The sequence below is a fragment of the Idiomarina piscisalsi genome (assembly GCF_003987095.1).
Taxonomy (GTDB): domain Bacteria; phylum Pseudomonadota; class Gammaproteobacteria; order Enterobacterales; family Alteromonadaceae; genus Idiomarina; species Idiomarina piscisalsi.
In genome coordinates this window covers 756,524-778,598 of sequence record NZ_PIQA01000001.1, presented here as the reverse complement: position 1 = coordinate 778,598, position 22,075 = coordinate 756,524, and the positions used below count along the sequence as shown (strand labels likewise).

Here is a 22,075-nt window from a genome sequence, read left to right as displayed (position 1 = left end):
CATACCACTAAGAAAGAGAAGGAAATAAGAGAAGATAGTGCCATTCTATTAACAAATTAATAACACGGTTATTTTGTTGTTTCTTTGCTCTCTACGTTCGCTTTTGCGCACTTCGTGCGCGAGGTTTTGAATACACGAGATTTTCACTGTTTTGATATAATAAACAGCATCAACACACCAGAACATTTCACCACTCAAACACCTTCAAGGCAACGGAGTTGCCGCACCAGATCCACGGATGGATTCTCTATGTCAGTAAATAAGCAGCACTCACAATATAAATATAATTGGGCGACTTGGAAGAAGTGTCGAGACGTGATCGATGGCCAACGCTCAGTTCACGAAGCCGGAACTACATACCTACCCGCGCTCGACGGTATGGATCTCAATACTGAAAAAGGCCTTGAGTCATACCGAAAGATGTTGGCACGCTCCGCGTTCTTTAATGGTACCGGCCGCTCAGAGGACACATACTTAGGTCTATTATTCAGAAAGCAACCCCGCTTCGAATTGCCAACAGCGATCGAGTACGTCAAAGACGACGTTGATGGCCAAGGTACCGATCTGACTTCATTCGCAGCTGATTTTGCGAAAGAAATAATTGATACAGGCCGAGCTGGAGTGTTGGTCGACTTCGAGGGTTCTACTGCTGGATTTACGCTTGCTCAAGCAAGGCAGAGCGGCTTAAAACCATACCTGGCTTGCTACCCCACAGAGAGGATAACTAATTGGCATTTTGAAGGCGGTAAAGCTAAGTTTATCGTTCTTGAAGAGTCTTACAACGTCATTGAAGACAACGAATTTGACGTCAAGACGAAAACCCAATACCGCTCGTTATCAATCGACGAGAATGGCAACTATTTAGTTCGCATCTGGCGCGAAGATAAAGAGGGTCAGTGGATCGTTTATGACGCTCGTACTCCGAAGCGAAATGGTCAGCCACTAAAATACATTCCTTTTTATATTTGCAACGCTGATGGCTCTGCTCCGGGCATTGTCAGCAAGCCACCTCTTTTAGATTTAGTCGATATGAATTTATCGCACTATCTGACGAACGCAGACCTTGAGCGTGCGGCTTTTTATTCAACTATGCCAACGCCTTACGCCTCCGGCGTTAATGCAGATACCGACTTTCCTAATGGCTTCACAATAGGCCCGGCAAAAGCCCATCTTCTTGCTGACAAAGACGCAAAATTGCAATACATGGAGATCGAGGGTAAATCGATTCCGGAGTTGCGTAATATCCTTGCGAACAAGAAAGAGTCAATGGCCAACCTCGGCGCCCGTTTCTTAGCATCTGAGAAGAAAGCGGCTGAGACAGCTGAAACAGAGATGATTCGCCGACAGGGCGAGCACGCAACTCTGGGCGACATTGGCAACCGTGCTTCAGCCGTATTAACCCGGGCGTTAAAAGAGTTAGCTGAATGGTCTGGAGCTAACGCATCTGACGTTGCTTTCAAGCTAAACACTGACTTCCTGCCTAAGACTATGTCTCCGCAGCTATTAAAAGAGCTAGTGGCGGCACACCAGGCAGGCGCAATGCCGTTCGATACGCTCTGGAAAAATCTTCAGAAAGGTGAAATTGCCGACAACGAAACGAGCTCTGATGACGCTAAAGAGATGATCGAATCCGAGGTTATCTAAGATGAATCAGCAAGACGTCTTCGACATTGTCGTCAAGCATTCGATCTACGTTCAAAGGTTCGGTGGGGGGTTATCTAGCAGGGTTTTAAAAGCATTATCTGAGCTTGATGGCAAGACCAGTAAAACATTGAAAGCAATGTATTACGACGCCGTAAGAACTCGTAATGCTCAGCCTCTTTTGAGTGCGCTTAAAGACCTGTTCGACGTTGAATTCAATACTGCTTTGAATATCTATCTCGATGAGCTTCAGGTGCTCGCAGAGACCGAGGTTGAATTCAATTCAAAGGTCTTGTCAGCAAAAGTTGCAGCGAACCTATCAATGCCGTCAGCTGCAGCTATAGCAGCGGCTCCACAACTTGGCAGCAAGACTGCTAAAGAGCTATTCGAGACAATGCGGACGGCCCACTGGCGTTCTGTTCGTTCGACTATTATCCAGGGCATTGAAGACGACCTGACGACAGACGAGATTGTTCGCAAAGTAGTTGGTCGACAATCGAAGCGGGGTGTTAGTGGGCTTGCTGGCAAGTATCGTAAAGACATTAAGACTACGGTTCTGACTGCCGCTAACGCCATCTCTAATGAAGCTCGGATGAGCTTATATCGTGCGAATACTGATGTAGTTGACCGGGTTCGATATGTCGCCGTTCTGGATGGCCGGACGACTGCCGTTTGCCGGAGCCGTGATGGTAAAGAGTACGACTTGGTTAATGCACCTAAGTTGCCTGCTCACTACCGCTGCCGTTCAACTCTAATACCTATGTTTGCACAAGACCGTCAGCTTGACGGCAAGAGGGCATCGATAGATGGTCCGGTTGACGCTAATACGACTTACGAGAGTTGGCTAAGGCGCCAAGATAAAGACTTTATTTATGATGTCTTAGGTCGAACGAAAGGCGACTTATTCATTAATCGAAAACTACGACTCGATCAGTTTATCGATAACTCTGGAAAAGAATACACAATCAATCAGCTTCGACAAATCTACAATCTATAAAACAGATTAGCTTGACACAAAATAATCGGATTTATGTTATAATTAAAGGCAAGAGTTAAGGATAACTCGACACCCACATTTCACCATCAAAAGCGCTAGGCGCAAGGACGAGGTCTAAGATGGATATTGAACAAATTAAAGAGTTTTTGTCGAGCGATGAAGCCGGCAAAGCATTAGTATCAGAATTAACCGAAGACGTTGTAAAGCAACGTGTTGAGTCAGAAGTTTCAGGCTTGAAGTCAAAGAATAGTGAGTTATTGGGTAAAGTCAAAGACTACCAGGACCGCACTGAGACTTTAGAGCAAGAAATGAACGAGATTTCGAAAGAGAGCGCGGTAGAGCAGGGCAACTATAAGAAGTTGCTAGAGCTTGAGCAAAGCGAGCGAAAGTCTAAAACTGAGAAGCTTCAGAAGAAGCTGGAAGAGCAGACGCAATACGTTCAGAAGCACGTTAAAGAGTCCGGGCTTACTGAAGCGTTAACTGAGATTGGCGTCAAGAACCCGCATTTTCTTCAAGCAGCTAAAGCGATGTTCCGCGATTCAGTTGAAGTAATCCAAGGCGACGATGGCGTAATGAAGCTTGCCGTCAAAGATGAAAGCGGTCAAACGCTTGACTTCAATTCGTTCGTAAAATCTTGGGCTGATACAGACGCCGGCCAAAACTTTATCGATGCACCCGCAAATGAAGGCGGTGGAGCTAAGACTCAGCAAAGACAAAACGGTGTCAGCGAAAATCCTTACGCAAAAGATACTTACAACTTAACAGAACAAAAGCGTTTAGAGCGCGAAAACCCGCAGTTAGCAGAACGTCTAAAGACTGAAGCATAACCCCAAAAAAAAACTCACGCTCGGCGCCAAAATTTCACACCTCCAAGAGCTCAATCCGGCACGCAACGTGCCGGTTATCTCTTAAATTTAACCCACAAAAAATGTTCATAAGACAAGGAGTGTCTATCTATGACTACTAAAACCGTGAATATGCAAGATCTGGTAAACGCACGTTTCGAGGTCTGGAATCTTGCAATGGACCGAGTTAATTCGGGCAACAAGCTTTTTGCATCTGGCGCCATTATGCGTGATGCTGAATATGACGAAAAAGCAAAGATGACTGGCGAACAGCAGGTGCCGTTTATTAACGAACTGCCCGGTGAAGACGTTGGCATCCAAGAAGGGCAGACGATTCCTGTGAATTCGTTGGGCTCTGCAACCACTCGCTCTGTCACTCTGAGCCGTGCGTATTCTTTCGGTCAGACTGACTTGGTTCGCGCAGCTACCGGTCGCGACCCTCTATCTCTTGCAGCAAACTACCTCGGCGAAAAATGGGGTAAGTTTTACCAAGCATCAGCTCTAGCGACCCTTTCCGGTCTTTTCAATGACGCGGATGACCAAGGCACTCAGACTGTAATGCAACAAGAGCATAGTCTTGATTTGACTAGCGCTTCGACTTCTGCCGGTAAGCGTTATACGCGCCACGCAGTAATCGATGCCGCCGGAAAGCTTGGCGACAATGAAGATAAGCTTAGTATCTTCGTGTGCCACTCTGCAGTTGAGCGTTTCTTGCGTAAAAACGAGAAGCTGGATGAGTACGTCGATGAGAAGAACAACATCCGATTTACCTTGTTTGAAGGCAGATTCGTTGTAACCGACGACAGCCTGCCTAAGATCGCAGCCGATACTTACGTATCGTATTTGATGGCCCCTGGAGCACTGCGTTTCGGTCAGTTCTCTCCTAAGCACTCAATCGAAACTGAGCGTAATGCGCGTGAAGATGGCGGTAAAGACACCATCGTCACACGCTCTCAGCACATTATCCACCCTAATGGCTGCGCTTGGACCGGCGACTTCGCAGGCTCTCAGCCTAACAACGATGAACTGGCTGGATTCGGTGCCTTCACTCGTAAGTTCGACGCTAAGAACGTTCCGATCGTTCGCTTGATTGCAAAAACTGCCTAACGGCGGTTTAGCAATAGAAGAGCCCGGCCCGCCTCCTCCGGGCTCTTCACCCACCATTAAAACCAAGGATGAATGAGGAACAAGGATGTTCACTTTTATTTTCGATTTACCGCGCAAATTACTTCGATTCACACTCGGCCTATTCGGCGCGGTGCTCGGTATCTTAATGGTTCTAACTGCTTTCTTGTCAGCAAAGCTAATGACAAAGAAAGAAAAGGAGTCACGTATTAAGTCAGCAATCGAGAGGCAGGGTAAGTAATGTATTCATCAGTTAGCAATGCAGACGACTATTTTGCGACTCAGTTCAATACTGATGTCTGGTCGAACGCGACTATTGAAGACAAAGAGAAGGCACTTACCCAAGCTTCTCGATTGCTTGATTTAGTGAGATATAAAGGCGCTAAAACATCTCCTGAACAGCAGCACGAGTTTCCACGAAACGGCGATGCCACTATTCATAATCGTGTCTTGTGGGCGTGCTACGAGCTTGCTTTCAAGATACTGCAGGGCGTCAATAAGACTGATACCCCGCAAAAAGCCAAGCGGGTGAAGTTAGGGCCGATGGAGATTGAGGTTGATTCTAGCTCTTCTAAGGTATCTGAAGAATACCCATTTTTAGAAAAGGACATCTTCGAGCTAATAAAGCCTTACGTCTTGCCGGCAACCCAGACCTCTCAGACTCTTGATGTAGTGAGGTGCTAAATGGACGTTAAACAGTTAATGGACGCTTCAGTCGAGCTACTCTTCGAGATGTTTTCATCTCTCTCAGTCGACATTGTCTTCAAAGATCAAACCGGTTCATACGACCCTGACACCGGTTATACCGATGGAGAAAACCCGGAAGTAGGAGCTGGTATCTTAATCGACGTAGAAGACCTGGATGACAGCAACGGACTCTACGATAACTTGTCAGCAATTGCATATTGCGAATCCGGTGATTTTCCGGCGTCAGTCGATAAGAGCTTTATTTGCGAAATTGACGGCAAAGAATACGAAATAGCAAAGCTTAGAAAGCATTCCAGCGGCAGTTATGTAGAGATCCATTTGAGAGGTGTGTAATGAGCGTATCAGCAATTAACACATCTATCGAAAAGCGTTTTCTTGAATTCAATCAGTGCCCGGTAGTTCTCGACAATCTTCGCGGCGACGACGCCCCTGAGTTTATTCGACCAACTGTAATTGGCCCTGTCATCGAAGATGCGGACATCGGTTCAACTTTAAAGCTCTACACCGGTTTTATTACTTGCCAGGTTTTCACTGAAAAACACAAAGGCTCAAAGCGTGCTTACGACCTTGCTGACAATCTTATCAGCTTCATCGGCGACCGGATTAGCGATGTCGTTATCGAAGATACGACGGTTCAGCGAGGCGGTATTGAAGACAAGTATTATTCGCTAGTAGTTAGATTCGAGTTTTATTTTTATGGCTAGATCAGTATTCACAGTACCGCTAGACAGTGCATTAAAACTCGTAGATGAAGAAGTAGAGCGTCGAATCAAGATAGTAGCTCTCGATGTCTACCGAAACGCTATTATCGGCTCTCCGGTCGACTCAGGACGCTTCAGAGCATCTTGGCGAATTGGAGTCGATAGCTTTGACCAGAGTGTTGAAGATAAAGACCAGAAGTCATACGAACCCAGGGCTTACAACGAGTCCGACATCGATATCACTTACAAGAGTACAGTCTACGTTTCAAACAGCTTGCCGTATGCGCTTCGCTTAGAAAATGGATGGTCTAAGCAGGCGCCAAAAGGTGTTCTGAATCTCGCCATATTGCAAGCAAAGAAGAATGCTCGAAAACGATTTAAATAACCCACTCAATTCATAAAGTAGGAGACAAGGAATGTCTATTAACTCTACATCAACAACGGGCCTGTTTTTAGCTAAAGAAGATTCGTTTGGTGTGTTGCCAGTCGATCCAAGCTGGCAAACTCTGCGCTTTACTTCTGAGTCTTTGAACTTCTCAGCTGAGACCGTCGAGTCAGATGAAATCATCTCTGACCGACAGATGATTGATAAGATTTTGGTCGGCTTTAGCTCGGCCGGCGACATCAACTTCGAATTCTCAAATGATACGTTCGATACTCTGTTAGAGGGCGTTATGCAGTCGTCTTTTGATGAAGCGACCGGCATTATAGAAAACGGCGACACTCAGCAGTTCTACAGCATTGAGAAGAAGCTAACCGACAACGCTTACGAGCAGTATAAAGGTATGGCGCCGAACACGATGAGTCTCTCTGTTGAAGCTAAACAGAAGATTTCTGGTGCTTTTGGATTTATCGGCAAGAATACTGAAACTTCGACCACTCCGGTTGCGACTTCGCCTGCCGCCCCTACCTCGACTGCAGTAATGACTGCGTCTACTAACGTGGCGAACATTTCAGGTTTCTCCGGAACGTTCACTCAGTCGCTGTCGATTGACATCAATAACAACTTGCGTGAAGCAGCAGCTGTTGGTGAGCTGGGTTCAGTCGGCGTTGGTAATGGTACCTTTACAGTGACTGGCCAGGCTGTCGTCTACTTCAAAGACCACACTATCTTCAATGCACTGAAAAACCGCGATCGCTTCCTGATTTCATTTGACGTCACTGACAGCACCGGTGCTGGATACAAGATTGAGTTGCTGTCTGTGAAGATCGACAGTTCAGAGCGTGTTGCCGGCGGTAAAAACCAGGATTTGGTTGAGAACATTCAGTTCACCGCACTTCGCGACCCTGCGAGCGGTAAAACACTTCGCATCACCAAGCTGTAATCACCACCCATCAAACCCCTGGCGCCCATCCGGGCGCCTAGTCTTTCGGAATGAAGTAATAAGCAAGGAGGCTTATATGGCAGTTCACATTAACAAATATCGTTTAAAAATGGACGACATTGAGGGCGGACGCTGGATTGAGTTTGGCGAAGGCCTTGAATTCAAACTTGCCCACATTGGCAGCAACAAGTGCGTCAATTTAATCAATAAGAAGCGTGAAGCTCTAATTGAAAGCAAGCTTGAAGAGCTTAAAAAGGATAACGAAGACGCAACTGTAGATGACGTAAAAATCACTACGGACGAGTTTAATCAGATTACCTGCGAAGTTATCGCTGAAGCTGTCATTTTGGACTGGCGCGGCCTGGTCGATGAAGACGGTGAGATTCCATTCAACCGTGAATTAGCGCTCGACATTATGACGAACGATGAGTTCGTTGAGTTGGCGACAATGATCTTCACTCACGCTAAGAATCGCGATAACTACAAGTACGAAATCACCCAGAAAGCAAAAAAAAAGTAGAGGAATGGGTTAGATGGAATGTTAGATGGTCCGGGTCAATTGACTATCTGACGATGCTTGAAGAAGCCGGGCAAGATGTTCCGGCTCTTCAGGACCGGCCAAAACTCACAAACGACCTGGAGCACATTGTTCGAGCATTCGAATCACTCTCAATGAGCCGCACTTCAAATGGCTTTGGTCTCAACCCACTCTCAATGGCCGACATCAAAGCTTATTACGATTTCGGACTCTCACCACTCGAACCCGAGACCTTCATCTTTCTAATTCAGTCAATCGATCAAGCATATCTCGACGAATACAACGAAACCCACAGGAACTCTTAGAGGCTAAGGAATGGCACAAGGCGGAGTAGATACAGAAGTTGGCGTAGGAATAAACGCTTCAGAAGCTGAGCGCGGCCGTCGTGCGCTCGTTAATATCTTCTCTGACCTTGAAAGAAAGGCCCGGAAGTTCAAAGACGAGTTCGAAGATTCAGCTAAGGGCGCCGGCGGTGCGGCCGGCAAAACTGAAAAGAAAGTTAAGGGCTTACGTCACGAGATGGCATTGCTGGCAAAGACCGCTGGCAATATGTCTATGTCTTTAACTCGGTCAGTGCTTAGTCTTAAAACTGCTATTGGCGGTGCTTTTGCGCTATTCGGCGGCGGTGTTGCTGCTAAGGGTTTCTTAGATACAGCGGTACAGTTTGAGCGCTTGAATGTTGTTCTTAAAAGCGTCCAGGGCTCTTCAAAAGCAGCCGAGCAGTCGATGGACTGGATTCGTGATTTTGCGCGTGAAGTTCCTTTTAATCTTCAAGAAGTCGCAGACTCTTTTGTGCGTTTGCAGTCATACGGCATTGATGGTCGTCAAGATGACTTACTTCGAGACCTGGGCGACCTTGCGGCGGCAATGGGCCGTCCTCTTCAGCAGCCTGTTGAAGCGCTTGCTGATGCGGTGACCGGTGAGTTCGAACGTCTTAAAGAACTTGGTATTAAAGCTAACCAGACACTTGATAAAGTGTTTTTCAGCTTCTCTGTCAACGGCAAAGACTACGTTCTTGAAGCCGAAAAAACGGCGTCCGGAATCTCTGAAGCTCTTCAGAAGATAGTTAAATACCGTGGGCTAGGCGGCTCGATGGAAGCCCTGTCAGAGACCTGGATGGGGTTAGTAGCTCGTATGCAATCGGTCTGGCAAGAGTTCCAGATCGAAGTTATGAACGCCGGCGCTTTCGACTTCTTGAAAGCAATACTGAAAGACGTCTATAACACGATGAATGAAGTATTAGACGCAGAGAATGCGGTTGAGTTCGGTGAGAAAATCACGTCAGTAATGAAGTCTTCGATGCTATCAATTGCTGATTTAATCGACGCAGTCTCAGGCATTAACGCTGAGTTTTCTAACGTATTTGAAGCCGCCGATATGCTCTTCACCGGTATATCTAAGTTCATAGACGTTATCGTTGCTTCAGTATCCAGTGCTAAGCAAGGCTTTACAGTAGTAGAACGCTCTTTAAAAGGCATTATGCTGATGGCAATGGACGCTATGAGCGCAATCAATAATGCCGCCGGCACCGAGATGTCTTGGAACTTCTATATGAAGCGTGCTGAGCTTATTAACGAGCTTGCAGCTATTGATAAAGAAATGGAGAAAGGCGCCGAAGAGACACATAAGAAATGGAAGCGGGTTATGGGCGTTGATGTTGAGCCGCCTAAATCGAGTCCATTTACTGAGTGGTTAAGAAAACTAGCAACTGAAGCAAAAAATACAGCTGATAAGGCTACTGAAGCTGACCGTGTTTTAAAAAGCCTTGTCGGCAATGATACTTATAGCTTCATCGGAGACTTGCAGAACGGCGCGTCATCTTCATTTTCTAAGTCATCTCTTCAGAATGATCCGGATGTTTCCGAGGGCAGTGCAGCAGGAGCTCAAAAAGCCCAGGCTTCGAAAGAGCGTATCGAGCAAATGGTCATTGCGCTCAAGCAAGAAGCTAACAGCTACGAGCTAACCCGCCGCGAAATGCTTAAATACCGGTTTGAGCACGGAGACCTTCAAGAAACTCTACGTCAGAGCGGATACGAGTTTAAGACCGTTGAAGAGTTCGTAAAAGCTACATTCGATGAGCCTTTACTTGATGTTGTCATCAAGGATGTTGAGAAGATGAAGGCTGGGTTGATTGATCAGCAAGCAGTCTTAGGTATGACTAAGATCGAAGCTGCTAATTACAAGCTCGAAGCCTCTAAGCTTGGTAAGGAGCTATTAGCCCTGGGCGAAGCAGGCAAGAAAGCCCTCGCCGGATTAAAACAGGCTCAAGCTGACGCGATCGGCGGGTCTATCTTAGAAGAAGCGAATAACTACAAGCAAAATCTTCAAGATCAAATCAATATGCTGGGTATGACTTCGCGAGAAGCTGACGTTTACAAGCTCAAGAACTCGGACCTTGCTGATGAATTAAGAGCAATGGGTGAAGCTGGCCAGCAAGCATTAGACGGCTTGATTGCAAAGCAACAAGAGCTAAATCGCGCTTCGTTGAAACAAGAGTTTTTAGATGAAGCGAAAACTGAAGTCGAAAAACTTCAGGAGCGTATGGAGCAGCTGAATAGCTTTGAGGGCGAAATCGCGCCCGAGAAGTTTGAATATCTGCAACAGAAATACGCGAAGATGATTGATGAAGCGCAGGTTGCAGCTGATGAAATGAAGCAGATCTGGCGAGATGCAGGACAACAGATGCAAGGGGCTTTCTCTGATACGTTCTTTGACGTGATGAACGGCAAGATCGACGGAATCGGAGAGCGTTTCAAAAATATACTTCAAAGAATGGCAGCAGATATGATGGCCAGCCAGCTAACCCAATATCTACAGCAAATGGGCGCTAATATGGGCGGCGGAGGCTTTGGAGGAATGCTAACGTCATTCTTCGGAATGCCCGGACGTGCAACCGGCGGTAATGTCTATGCCGGTCAGAGTTATATTGTCGGAGAGCGTGAGCCTGAGTTATTCGTGCCCAAGTCTAACGGTCGGATAATGAATCAAAACCAGATAGCGAACGCTCAAAAGTCTGGCGGCGGCTCGGGTGGTACAAGCATTCAACTTCACATCTCCGGTATTCAAGACGCTCAGGGTATCGAACGCTCTGCAAGCCAACTTGCGAACCAGTTAGCTAAGACCGTCAACCGGGCTAATCAGCGTGGTTAATCCTTGACTTCAAACACTTAAAACCCGCCATAATTATGGCGGGTTTTTTATTGCCGGCAATCGGGTATAGTGATTGAAAACAAGGAGGTGTCGAGTGAAGAAGATCAATGATAAGCATCTAGAGAACTTTATTTATTTTTTGCTAGCAATGAGCCTTATTGCACTGGGTTATCTTTTGCACGGTGTTGTCAGAGTAAAGCCAGAATATCTCTCTCCATTCGGAACCATAATTTTAGCTGGACTAGCCTGTCTTGCTTTTAATCAATGGAAGAAGGTTGAAGTCTCTAAAAAGAAATCAGAAATCGCTGATCGACTACATACAACTCTCCATAATTTAAAGGTGAAGTGCTTAGAATACCAGTCGTTTCTAGAGCAGGATGACTTAGGAGATCGTACTATCAACGAGATAGACTCAAGGATTAGCTCACTAGATAAAGGATATGATGAATTTATATCCAAAGAGTTATTCAGATTCATCAAGATTTTTGATCAAGAATATTACGATCGGATATCTGAAGTTCTTTACTACTACCAGAGAGTTAGTATGTGTCCAAGTTTTCCTGGAGACGACAATTATAATCACTTAGTGAAGATGCTTATACAATATACAGACAAACTACAAGATTACTTACTGCCATACATACTGCACGAGCGCAAGTAGCAACCAAATCAAACCGACTTTGATATAATAGAATTATCAGCTACTAAAGTCGCTAGCGGCACTCATAGCCGCTTTAGCTACATTTGAAAACCACTCGAAGAACTGACAGAAAAAGAAGAAGAACGCGCCGATCCACGTTAGCTTTATTGCATCAAAAAACCGGGTTAGACCATAGAAAAAGTAAGCAATAGGCGTTGCTAACAAATAGATAGCAAGAAAAAACACAAGCGCGTTTAACTGAAAAAACCACATAATCAACATAAGCCCACCATCCTTAATTCTAAGCTGATGGCGTTTCAATATAACAGTGAAATTATATAAAGTAAAACGGAATTTCAAATATGCTATTAGACATAATCTTTCCAGAGGGCGTATCTCGAGGAACGAGTTCTGGCCCTGAATTTAAGACCTCTATCGTCCAATTCGGCAAGCGTGAGAGCCGAAATATTGAATGGAATAAAGAGCGCCTAAGAGTAAATGTGGCCTACGGCATTAGGACTATCGAAGAGCTGAGATACGTTGTTGAGCTATTCAGACGATGTCGCGGCCGGGCGCACTCATTCAAATACAAAGATTGGCTTGATTATAAATCTACCGAAACTATGTCAGGACCTATTACTGCAGGCGATCAGCTAATCGGTTATGGCGATGGAGAGAAAACCAAGTTTCAGCTGATTAAGCTCTATGAAGATTACGCTCGCGATATTCGCTGCCCGAAACCTGGCACTGTAAAAGTGATGGTTAATGGAGAGGAAGTTAACAACTTTCTTATCAACTACAACACCGGCGAAATTGAGTTAGATACACCTCCAGGACTCGATCATACAGTCCGGGCAGGCTATGAATTCTACGTTCCGATGCGCTTCGATACCGACACCCTGGATGTATCAATTGATGGCTTTGAAAACGGCTCTATCGCAGATATTCCACTGATCGAGGTGTATGAATGAGACAGCTATCTTCAAAACTTCAGCAGCATTTAGAGTCAGGAGTGACTGAGCTATCTCTTTTCTGGACCTTCACTCTTAAAACAGGAGAAGTTTACGGCTTTACTGATGCTGATTATGACATCGAGCACGATGAAGTACTTTACCGAAGTGCTATCGGTATCGCTCCAACGACTTACAAAGCCGAAGGAGATGGAAGTGTCTCAAATATGGACTTTTCTGGCCTGGTAGAAAAAGATCTCATAGACCCAGCAAGGATTTTGAACGGACAGTTCGACAATGCTGAAGTTCGAGTATTCATCGCTATGAGAAGCGATTTGAATGAGCGAATTAAGCTAACCCGGGGTACTGTTGGTAATTTTAAAGTCATTGACAATAAACATTTTGAATCTGAATTCAGAGGCTTTGAGCAACGATTAAACTCTAAATTCGGAGACAGCTATTCGTACAGCTGCCGAGCAACTGTTTTTGACAGCAAGTGCGGCTTGAATGCTGATGATCATAGAGCTTCAGACTTTGTCGGTGAGATTGTGTCTGATATTGAATTCAAGCCGGCCACCTTAAACCACGAGCCTGGGTATTTTGATGCCGGAGAAATCACTTTCACCTCCGGCTTAAATTCTGGTTTAAAAGCGAACGTGAAGCGCTGGAATGATGGCGTTATAGAGCTTGTCAGCAATCTACCTAACCAAATCTCTGTCGACGACTCATTCAATATCTTGCCGGGCTGCCCAAAAACTTTAAACGCTTGTAAGACAAAATTTGGTATCGACAACCACGAAAATTTTCGTGGAGAGCCGTTCATTCCGGGCAACAAGTTCTACCAATCTCGAGTCGTTCCTCGACAATAATTCTAACTTAACGAAAAGGACTTCGTTATATGTTTTCATTCTTACTATCATTTTTAGGCCCGTGGGGTATGGCCATCGGTATGATGATCGACTTCGTGCTTGCTGCAACGACTGTCGAAGTTGGCCGTGTGAAAGAAGTCGCGCAATTAAAAGTAGACCCGGGTGAGCCAATCTATGATATTTACGGCGATGTACAAGTTGCCGGAACAGTCATATATGCACAGCCTATTCAAGAGAGGGTGGAAACCAGGAAAGAGGGCGACATCGCGGGGCTCGGTGGTACAACAATAAAAGAATATTTTTACTATGGAAAGGTCGCAGTATCGCTGGGTAGAAAGATTCAAGGCATTAAAAGAATCTGGTTTGATAATAAAGTTGTTTACGAGAGATTCGGAGGCACGACATCTAACATAGATGACAGCTCAGGCTTTGTAATTACTTCTAATACTGATAACACGCTTTTTGGATTAAGAAGAGAGAAAGAAGAAAAGAATTTTAAATTTACAGTATACACCGGGGGTGAAAATCAGCCGGTAGATCCTTGGTTGAAAGAGCTCGAGGCTGATACTCCGGCCTACAAAGATCTCGCATACATCGTATTCGATTTTGACGATCTCTACGATTATGGCAACCGGTATCCGGCAGTAAAAGTCGAGTGTTTTAACTATAAAGAAGACTATGATCCAGCACTTTACATTAAGAAAGTCGAGACCAAATCCTGGCGTCTTGACGGCAAGTCTCAAAAAGACTTATCAGAAGTTTTAGACGACCCTAGATGCAACGCAAAATACAACGGCGAGATTATGCCGCAGCGCCTTTTAGCTGGTCGTGTTGATATGTCAAACGCAGAGCCATCGATTTATTTAACGTCAAATGACAGATTTCACGGTGATCTAAATCTCAATGGTGAATTAGTAAAGTACCCCAATTTCACAACACCTTACGGTTTCTTAGAAGGAATGCTTCTCGGTGAGTCATTTAATAATGAATTTTATGGCGAGCGTCTTGTAGTTCTGGCATCTACGAAAGATACGATTGCTTTTTACAAAGCAGAAGATGGCGCGATCGTTATTCGTGATAAAGAGAGAAGGAAAACAATAGTAAGCAAATCAGGCCTCAGTTATGAGTTGATCGGTTTTTGCTTTCAGGATTCTGAGAGCTTCGGTTTCTTTTATGTAGATAACGAAGTTGATACTGACGCTATCTACTTTCAATCAGTGACCCTTAAAGCCGGAGGAGAATACGTATTCGACGAGCATTACGAGATTTTTAGTGAGTATGACAACAACAATGGAACAAGGCCACCTAGCACATCAAATAGACTATACAGTCTGATGGGCAGCGCAGAGGGTGTAGTCTGTCGAGAAAAAGGGGTGCCGTTCTTTTATTATTTAGATAGCGACGCTGGCGGCTCAGTAAACATTTACAAGATTTCAGATCATGTACTTTTCGATTCTGGAAATGCTTCAAAAGAGTACATCGATAGAGAGAAGTCCAATCGAGGCTCTTCATTCACTGCATTCGCGCAGGACGGCTTCTTATATGTATTTAGCTACGAGTCAGTTGACCAGGGCGCCGAAGAATACATTGTTCTCAATAAGTATACGAGATTAGAAGAAGGGTCCGGCGATCACGAAAAAATGAGCCTCGGGTACATCATCCAAGATCTTTGTAAGCAAGCAAACTACAGCTCGGATGATATTGATATAACTTCGATCGATAAAATTGCGGTACCAGGCTATGTCAGAGATAGAAACACTTCAATAAAGGAAGTGCTGAAAGACCTGATGATTGCCTACCAGTTTGATGTTGTCAGCAAGGGCTGGAGCCTTGAATTTAAGAAAAGAAAAGGTGAAGTCGTTGCCGAAATTCCGCTTGAAGATGTCATTTTTAAAGACAAGAAGCGGTTCTCTGATGCAATCTCTTCAGCTGAAGAAATACCCACTGAACTTGAAATTGCTTACAAGTCAAAAGACATCGATTACGAAGTTTCGAGCCAATATTCTCGCGTGACTTTCGCTTCTCATACGAAAAAGCAGCAAGTTGGACTACCGTTGGTGCTTACTGACAACCAAGCCGCTCAAATCTCTGAAATCGTCTTGACGGCAATGTGGCGTGAGCGAAACAACTATGAGTTCGCGGTGCCAATGAAATACATCTATCTTGAAGTCGGCGACGTTGTCAGAGTCGCTGAAAAGACGATGCGTATAACACAATCAGAATTTAGCAAAAATGGTATAATAGAGATTAAAGCAGTAGCTGACTCAGCATCTATTTATGAATCTAATAAACAAGGTGTTGGAAGCGAAGAAACTGAGGCGAGAAAGCCAGAAGAAAACGGTTTACCGCTAGTTATTCCTCTCGATATACCGTCAAAAACCCCGAATCTAGATGCTCCATCGATAACCCTTGCAGCTTACTCAACAAAAGAGAATTTTAGCGGCTCTGCAGTCGTTATGAGTACAGACTTAGGTGATAGTTATCAGACAATTGCTAACCCGGGGTCTCAAGCGACTGTTGGTATCACGACCAACATCCTTCAAAACGCCAATCCTTATATTTTTGACGATGAGAGCTCACTAACAGTGAGAGTTCAACCTTGGCAATCATTGTCATCAATAACTGATGAAGAGATGATTGCCGGCAAGAATATGGCGGCTATCGGCAAGCCCGGGCGATACGAAATAATTCAGTTTAAAGACGTACAGGATAATCTCGACGGAACCTGGACTTTAACTAAATTATTGCGCGGTCGACTTGGTACCGAGCATCTGATTGATACTCACGCTAACAAAGACATCTTCGTTTTACTTGATGACAATGTTATTGAAGTACCGCTTGATGCTTCGCTATTAGAGCAAGATTTACTGTTTAACGCGAAATTACCGGGTAAGCCGATTGAGGAATCGACTTCAGAGACAATTACCTTCAAAGGTCTCTCATCCAAACCTTTAGATGTCGTCAATATCGAGGTTGTCGATGAAGATGACGGCTCTAAAACCGTTAATTTTACCCCGAGAGTATTGGTAGGCGGTGAATGGAAGCAAGGCGCTGAAGTCGACATCTCTCATTTACGATATATCGTCGAAATTGAAGATGAGCAGGGTCAGTTAATCGATGAGCTAAACCTTGAACAACCCACCTTTAATTATTCCGGAGCCACGCCTGCTACCGCTAAAATAAGTGTATTTAACGGGCGCCGGCTTTCAAGAGAAAAAGGAGTTTCTCTATGAGTGCAAACACAACCCCATTTTTAGGCCTTCGATATCTTGCCTGGCAGCAATACAACAAAGAAGCTGTCGTCAATGAAGCCTTTAACAAAATTGACGAAGCTTTCCAGGGCCAGCAAGCTGCTCAAGCGTCTGAATCGAAAGTCCACGACGTTGGTGCAGATAGCGATATTACGCTCGTTCCAGATGCTCGAGTTATAAAGATTACTGACTCCGGAGCATTGCTTTCAAGAACGAGAAACATCAATTTCGATATGACAAATCACGGTTTGAAGCAAGTTGTGATTTGGAACGCGACCGGACATCAGTTGAACTTATCTTCAACAGTGCTCGGAGTTCAGGAAGCTGTGTCAGCAGTCATTGATGACAATTCAGTTATCGTAATTCAATAAGAAATTAATCACATAAAGACAAGGAGAGTCTTATGGCATTACTTAGATATAGCGGACCAGACCAGGTTGCAGAGGACGGGTTTATAAAAGACCAGGTCTCTGAATTTTTAGGAGAGCAGCCGCCGGAGGGCTGGGTTAAGATTGCAGACAATAATGCTGTTATGGTTGAAGACAAGAAGATGAATACATCGTTTGTTAAGCCGAAACTTGTTAACTCAGCGAAAAGTCTTATCTGCGCTCCGCGAAGTAGCTACGATTCAGGAAGCGTATCTTTTGTAGAGTTCGCGGATTCGATGTCAGTACCCACTGGTTTACCATCTCACATCTTTGGTTTTGCTATAGAAGTCATCAACGACGATCCTGATCGTGCAGACTTTTTAACTTTCGGATCAAATGATCCATCGACCGCCGGCGCTATGAAAGAAGTATATGAGTTGAATTTTGATTACGACCAATATTCATATGTATCGACTCGCAAAGCAGACGCACCTGTTGATATGAATATAAATACTTCAGTTGCCAGAGTCTCAACTGACAAGTTCCTTGTATCAACCCATCAACTTCAAGAAGTGCTGGGCTCTCTTCATATATACGATAGAGCATTAAATTCCTGGTCTCCATCAGCTGTATCAATTGCTGATCGACACAGCTTTCACGTCGTTAAATTATTTAGCTCTGGTCGAGTCTTGTTAATGTTTCCGAAAGACGCTCAAACAGAGTTAAGAACAGGCGAAATATATGAGTATGACGCAGTTAATGACAGCGCTACGCTCATTGACACGCTGCCAGCTGAATATATTGATGCAGCCGGCGACAACTCACGAGTAACTCAAATAACTCCAGTATCCACACACGACGATATTATCCTTACAGCAAGCGGAACAGCTCTATATGCATATAACGTTGCTGAAAAAAAGTGGTCGAAATCTCCTGATTTTAATCAATCAAGCAATATTGAAGCTATATATGCTCACCCTGATTTTGTGCGCTTCAACCAGACTTTTACAGGCGGGTACTCAGATGTTGGTGAGCTAAAAACTGGCTATAAACCGCTTCTACCCGGCTTTAACATTGCTTACAAAGAGTAAAAGGAGTACTTATATGTATACATACGAAACTACTGATACCGGTTTTAAGATCTTTAAAGATGGCACTCTTGTCATCAATCAGTATCACGACCCCGCAAAGCCGTCTTCAGAAGCTATTGCAGAATCAGAACGTGCAACGAAAGCTGAGGCTATGATTGCTCAATTGCAAGCAAGTGATGCAGTAGAACACACTGAAGAGAAACGCCTTCCATTCTAATCCTTATTTTACCCACCTTTAAACCCAAACCTACCTCAAAAAACGGAGATAAAAGCTATGGAACAGCTAATCGAATACGCAACAGTAATGCTCACAATAGTCGGTGCTTTCAGCACACTAACAGTCACTCTTTTACCGATCGCTAAAGCGACTGAGACGAAGAAAGACGACAAGATCCTGGGCAAGATCAACAGTGCTTTGCAGTTCGTCTTAGAACTTGCGAACAAGCTGGGTCTCAACCCTCGTAAAGCTAATGCTTCTAACGAGAAGTCAAAGGCTTAACGATGTCTTCTTTAATCAAGCTACTGAGCGCACTGGCCGACTTGGTGCGCTTTTTATTAAATCGAAAAGAGCAAAAAGAATATGAGAAAGAAGTCAGCGAAGTTCGAGAAGATCCTACTGTCTGGTTTAATGAGCATTTCGATAACAGCGTGCACGAGCACGATGCCGACAATGCCGGTAAAGCCGAAAATTCAAGCAGAGACGATCGACAATAAGATGTGTATGCCGCTCGACGATGCTCGAGCGTTGGGTGAATACATCATCAATCTCGAACGTGGATACAAACAGATTTAACGAATAGAGAGGGCAAGGATGCCAGGGTCAGTAGATCCGAGCTCTATCTTCGAATTTTTGCGGCTTCACTGGAGCGCACTTTCAGAAGAGCTCAAGATACTCATACTTTCAATGCTTGCGGGCATTGCAGCTTACATCATTGACATCAATAAAAACCAAGAACGCTTTAGTTTTTGGCATATGATTGCGAAAGGGCTTTCAGGCGTATTATCTGGCGGCTTGGTGTTTTTGATGTGCAAGGCTGTGGGCTTAAGTGTTGATTACTCAATACCTATCGCGCTATTTAGCGCGTCTTTCAGTGAAGAGACGATTTCAGTGCTTAAAAAAGCGCACCAAGCAGCCCTGAAAAAGATCTCAGATATCTTCAGTTCAGGTAATAAAAAATGAGCCGGGCGACTTTAGAGATAGTACTAGACTGGCAGAAGTCATTCTGCCGAATGCTAATTATCGCTTGGTCGATTGGCTTTTGCATCGTTTCCTGGCCAGTTCTATACCTCGCTCATTTAGCCGGGCTTCTGTAAGCCCAGGTGGCTTTTAATGGCTTCATCACTCCAACACCTCAACAAGTTAAAAGAAGCCCAGCAAGACGCGCACAGGCAAGCTGTGCGAAGTGGCTCAAAAGAAGAGATGGTTAAACTTCTTAGGCAGTCCTCAGGCTTCGCTGCAGCAATCTTAGACGATCGCACTAAAGTCAAAATCAAATTCAAGTAGTACCGGTATGGATACCGGAGGAGCCAATTGATAATGGATTATCAACCTCAATACCTCGTCGCCGAAAAGTTGCTCCGCGACCACGAAGGTGAAGTTAAAAACGCCCGGGGCCGGCACATTGCTTACAAGTGCCCCGCAGGAAAAATCACTGTCGGAGTCGGTCGAAATCTCGAAGACCTAGGCTTATCTGATGACGAAGTCAGCTACTTACTCAAGAACGATATTAAGCGCGTAGAGCAAGAATTGAAGTCCAACTTCAGCTTCTATGACCGCTTGAACGCAAGCAGGAAAGCAGTGCTTATAGATATGTGTTTCAATATTGGCCTACCTAAAATCTTACTATTTGAAAATATGATTCAAGCATTAGAAGGGGGCGATTTTGACCGCGCAGCTGATGAAATGCTTGATTCTAGGTGGGCAAAGCAAGTTGGGCGAAGAGCTGACAGATTGTCAGCAATAATGCGTAGTGAAAGTTGAGAAACAAAAAAGAATAAAAAAGTTGCTTGACATATCAAGGGTTTAGAGCGTGAAAATGCTATAATATATATAGTATCTATAACATATGTGAATTTATAACCCTTTATAATGTGCGGCGCTTGTAGCGCCATTTTCGTTTTGTGAAAGACCAGCAGATGCTGGTTTTTTTGTGCCTAAAATTCTTATGCAGATAGACTTATAAAACATAAAACTATATTTTATTATTGACAATGATGTGTAAACCAGTCTATCATTTTAGTAGACATTGGAAATAAAGAGCTCCAGGAGGTTTTTATAGTAGCAAAACTCTAGTTGCCCATTTTTTTTGCTGCGGACAGCTTAGGAAGAGTTGTTGGTTCGAACAAGAAAGTTGACTGAAACCAGAGCAGTACAGGCAACAAAATGGAGGCTTGATATGACTTCTGAAATCGTATCAAAAGAAGAATTAATACAACTGACCGGGTATAAGCAGCCGCTTCGTCAGTATCAATACTTGTCGCGAAATGGTTATAACTGTTTCTTTAATCGTCGCCACCAGGTCGTGCTGACTCGAGAAGCGATACGCCAGCGCGAACGCGCTATTGCTGACAAGATTGCGCAAACCGAAGAGTTTGCTCGTCTAGCTGAACTTGAGCGCAATAAGCAGAAAAAGAAATACTCTCGAAATACTGGCTTGATTGATCAGATGTTTGAGGTGGCGTAATGAGTCAGTCTAAAACTTATCCTTGCGGCAACCCAAAAATAAAAAACGTCAGCTTTAAAAATGGAGCGTTCTACTACACAAAGAAAGAAAAGCGGAACGGAAAGTGGGTAACGCCCTGGGTACGGCTTGGCACTACTTATCAAGAAGCTAAGAACGCTTATGACCGTCAGTTTAACCCTGACTTCATTGACATCAAAGTCCTGAAAATCTCGGACCTGATGTACGAATTCATTGAGTACATAAATGATCGAGAGGCGGATAGAATACCCGACGAGCACCCGTTTTCTTCAAATACTGCTCGATACTATCGAGATACTTGCAAACACTTAGCTAAAATGAAGCTCGGAGAGGCCCTAGTATCTGAATTAACAGAATCAGATCTTCGGTACTATGTTAAGAGTGAGTTGACGAGTAAAAGCGGCTCTCGTTCAAGGGCTCGCTCTTTCGTAAATATGATACGAGCGGCTTACCGGTGGAAGCGTCAGAACGATCCGTTATTCAACTTAACGAACCCTGCTGAAAACGTGTTTGTTAAGTCTCCGAGACCCCGTCAGAAGTATATGACCGATGAGGAGTTTACGAAAATAATAGAAGCTTCTTGGGGGCAGCTAAAGTACATACTTCATCTCGCATATTACACCGCCCTGCGGGCCGGAGACCTTGTCAGAATTACTCGATACAAATGTGAAGACTCTGATAGCTATGTCGATCTTGAAAACAAAGAAATGCATATCTTGACTTCAAAGACTAAGAGAGACCGTGTTATAAAATTAGACGGACATCTTCTCGAAGTAGTAGAGTTCTTGCATAAGTACAACTCTGATTCTAAATACTTGATCGCCGGTGAGAGGACTCGAGATAAAATTAGACCGAATGAATTGAGTACTCGATTTATAAGAGCTAGAGCGAAAGCTGGTGTGCTGGAGTGCAGGTTTCACGACATACGTGCAAAGTCCGCGAGTGATGTTTATAGACTAAGCCAAGACATTGCTATATCTCAGAGACATCTGGGTCACTCAACTCAAACTCAGACTACAAAGTATTTGAGAGGAAAGTTCGCTAACGCTGTAGAGCATATACTGCCTGAAAAATTCAAAGATAAATAAAGAAAAACCTTCGAAAACGCCGGCTATATGCCGGCTTTTTTATGCGCGGTGCAAAAGATAATGTTTTCAAGTGTTTAAAAGCACCA

General features: G+C 44.4%; 26 protein-coding genes. 25 read left to right on the top strand and 1 reads right to left on the bottom strand.

Annotation, left to right across the window (positions count from 1 at the left end; genetic code table 11):
* Positions 1–249: 249 nt before the first annotated feature.
* The 13 genes from CWI73_RS03850 (at position 250) to CWI73_RS03795 (ending at position 11,691) form a co-directional block, all read left to right on the top strand.
* Positions 250–1,644 (top strand): DUF4055 domain-containing protein, encoded by a 1,395-nt coding sequence (locus CWI73_RS03850; protein WP_126751625.1) that lies wholly within the window; start codon positions 250–252, stop codon positions 1,642–1,644.
* 1 nt (position 1,645) lies between these two features.
* Positions 1,646–2,638 carry a minor capsid protein gene (locus CWI73_RS03845; RefSeq protein WP_126751624.1) on the top strand — a complete coding sequence of 331 codons (993 nt, stop codon included), beginning with the start codon at positions 1,646–1,648 and terminating at the stop codon, positions 2,636–2,638.
* Between the two features lie 119 nt (positions 2,639–2,757).
* Complete coding sequence (locus CWI73_RS03840) at positions 2,758–3,465, top strand: hypothetical protein (RefSeq protein WP_126751623.1); 708 nt, start codon at positions 2,758–2,760, stop codon at positions 3,463–3,465.
* 129 nt (positions 3,466–3,594) lie between these two features.
* Entirely contained in the window at positions 3,595–4,590 is a 996-nt protein-coding gene (locus CWI73_RS03835; protein ID WP_126751622.1) for a hypothetical protein, read from the top strand.
* A 258-nt stretch (positions 4,591–4,848) separates the two neighbouring features.
* Positions 4,849–5,292 carry a DnaT-like ssDNA-binding protein gene (locus CWI73_RS03830; RefSeq protein ID WP_126751621.1) on the top strand — a complete coding sequence of 148 codons (444 nt, stop codon included), beginning with the start codon at positions 4,849–4,851 and terminating at the stop codon, positions 5,290–5,292.
* Positions 5,293–5,649 (top strand): hypothetical protein, encoded by a 357-nt coding sequence (locus CWI73_RS03825; RefSeq protein WP_126751620.1) that lies wholly within the window; start codon positions 5,293–5,295, stop codon positions 5,647–5,649. It abuts the gene before it with no gap.
* Positions 5,649–6,020, top strand: coding sequence for a hypothetical protein (locus CWI73_RS03820; RefSeq protein ID WP_126751619.1), 372 nt, complete (start codon positions 5,649–5,651; stop codon positions 6,018–6,020). Before CWI73_RS03825 ends, CWI73_RS03820 begins: the two co-directional genes overlap by 1 nt.
* Positions 6,013–6,402, top strand: coding sequence for an HK97 gp10 family phage protein (locus CWI73_RS03815; protein ID WP_126751618.1), 390 nt, complete (start codon positions 6,013–6,015; stop codon positions 6,400–6,402). The genes CWI73_RS03820 and CWI73_RS03815 overlap by 8 nt, the downstream gene beginning before the upstream one ends.
* A gap of 31 nt (positions 6,403–6,433) precedes the next feature.
* Positions 6,434–7,342: a phage tail tube protein gene (locus CWI73_RS03810; protein WP_126751617.1), complete on the top strand. Its 909-nt coding sequence runs from the start codon at positions 6,434–6,436 to the stop codon at positions 7,340–7,342.
* 76 nt (positions 7,343–7,418) lie between these two features.
* Positions 7,419–7,862, top strand: coding sequence for a hypothetical protein (locus tag CWI73_RS03805; protein ID WP_126751616.1), 444 nt, complete (start codon positions 7,419–7,421; stop codon positions 7,860–7,862).
* 53 nt (positions 7,863–7,915) lie between these two features.
* Entirely contained in the window at positions 7,916–8,185 is a 270-nt protein-coding gene (locus tag CWI73_RS12655; protein ID WP_380299073.1) for a phage tail assembly chaperone, read from the top strand.
* A gap of 10 nt (positions 8,186–8,195) precedes the next feature.
* A complete protein-coding gene (locus CWI73_RS03800) occupies positions 8,196–11,030 on the top strand; it encodes a tape measure protein (RefSeq protein ID WP_126751615.1) in 2,835 nt (944 codons plus the stop codon).
* Positions 11,031–11,124: 94 nt separating this feature from the next.
* Positions 11,125–11,691, top strand: coding sequence for a hypothetical protein (locus CWI73_RS03795; protein WP_126751614.1), 567 nt, complete (start codon positions 11,125–11,127; stop codon positions 11,689–11,691).
* A gap of 36 nt (positions 11,692–11,727) precedes the next feature.
* On the opposite strand, the gene CWI73_RS03790 is transcribed toward CWI73_RS03795, so the two are convergent.
* Complete coding sequence (locus CWI73_RS03790) at positions 11,728–11,952, bottom strand: hypothetical protein (protein ID WP_126751613.1); 225 nt, start codon at positions 11,950–11,952, stop codon at positions 11,728–11,730.
* An 80-nt stretch (positions 11,953–12,032) separates the two neighbouring features.
* Between CWI73_RS03790 and CWI73_RS03785 the strand changes: the two genes are divergently transcribed.
* The 12 genes from CWI73_RS03785 (at position 12,033) to CWI73_RS03730 (ending at position 21,989) form a co-directional block, all read left to right on the top strand.
* Entirely contained in the window at positions 12,033–12,641 is a 609-nt protein-coding gene (locus CWI73_RS03785; protein ID WP_126751612.1) for a DUF2460 domain-containing protein, read from the top strand.
* Positions 12,638–13,489 (top strand): DUF2163 domain-containing protein, encoded by an 852-nt coding sequence (locus CWI73_RS03780; RefSeq protein ID WP_126751611.1) that lies wholly within the window; start codon positions 12,638–12,640, stop codon positions 13,487–13,489. Before CWI73_RS03785 ends, CWI73_RS03780 begins: the two co-directional genes overlap by 4 nt.
* Before the next feature lie 68 nt (positions 13,490–13,557).
* Entirely contained in the window at positions 13,558–16,722 is a 3,165-nt protein-coding gene (locus tag CWI73_RS03775) for a phage tail protein (protein WP_157980624.1), read from the top strand.
* On the top strand, positions 16,719–17,111 hold the full coding sequence (locus tag CWI73_RS03770) for a hypothetical protein (RefSeq protein WP_126751609.1): 393 nt from the start codon (positions 16,719–16,721) through the stop codon (positions 17,109–17,111). The genes CWI73_RS03775 and CWI73_RS03770 overlap by 4 nt, the downstream gene beginning before the upstream one ends.
* Positions 17,112–17,143: 32 nt before the next feature.
* Positions 17,144–18,199, top strand: a complete 1,056-nt coding sequence (locus tag CWI73_RS03765; RefSeq protein WP_126751608.1) for a Kelch repeat-containing protein — start codon at positions 17,144–17,146, stop codon at positions 18,197–18,199.
* 13 nt (positions 18,200–18,212) lie between these two features.
* On the top strand, positions 18,213–18,416 hold the full coding sequence (locus CWI73_RS03760) for a hypothetical protein (protein ID WP_126751607.1): 204 nt from the start codon (positions 18,213–18,215) through the stop codon (positions 18,414–18,416).
* A gap of 57 nt (positions 18,417–18,473) precedes the next feature.
* The gene (locus tag CWI73_RS03755) at positions 18,474–18,698 is read left to right on the top strand and encodes a hypothetical protein (RefSeq protein ID WP_126751606.1); all 225 of its coding nucleotides are present in this window, start codon (positions 18,474–18,476) and stop codon (positions 18,696–18,698) included.
* Positions 18,699–18,700: 2 nt separating this feature from the next.
* Complete coding sequence (locus CWI73_RS03750; RefSeq protein ID WP_126751605.1) at positions 18,701–18,913, top strand: hypothetical protein; 213 nt, start codon at positions 18,701–18,703, stop codon at positions 18,911–18,913.
* A gap of 97 nt (positions 18,914–19,010) precedes the next feature.
* Positions 19,011–19,379 (top strand): phage holin family protein, encoded by a 369-nt coding sequence (locus tag CWI73_RS03745; RefSeq protein ID WP_126751604.1) that lies wholly within the window; start codon positions 19,011–19,013, stop codon positions 19,377–19,379.
* A gap of 357 nt (positions 19,380–19,736) precedes the next feature.
* Complete coding sequence (locus CWI73_RS03740) at positions 19,737–20,180, top strand: glycoside hydrolase family protein (RefSeq protein WP_126751603.1); 444 nt, start codon at positions 19,737–19,739, stop codon at positions 20,178–20,180.
* Positions 20,181–20,595: 415 nt separating this feature from the next.
* Positions 20,596–20,883 (top strand): DUF4224 domain-containing protein, encoded by a 288-nt coding sequence (locus CWI73_RS03735; protein WP_126751602.1) that lies wholly within the window; start codon positions 20,596–20,598, stop codon positions 20,881–20,883.
* A complete protein-coding gene (locus CWI73_RS03730) occupies positions 20,883–21,989 on the top strand; it encodes a tyrosine-type recombinase/integrase (protein WP_126751601.1) in 1,107 nt (368 codons plus the stop codon). Before CWI73_RS03735 ends, CWI73_RS03730 begins: the two co-directional genes overlap by 1 nt.
* Positions 21,990–22,075 lie beyond the last annotated feature (86 nt).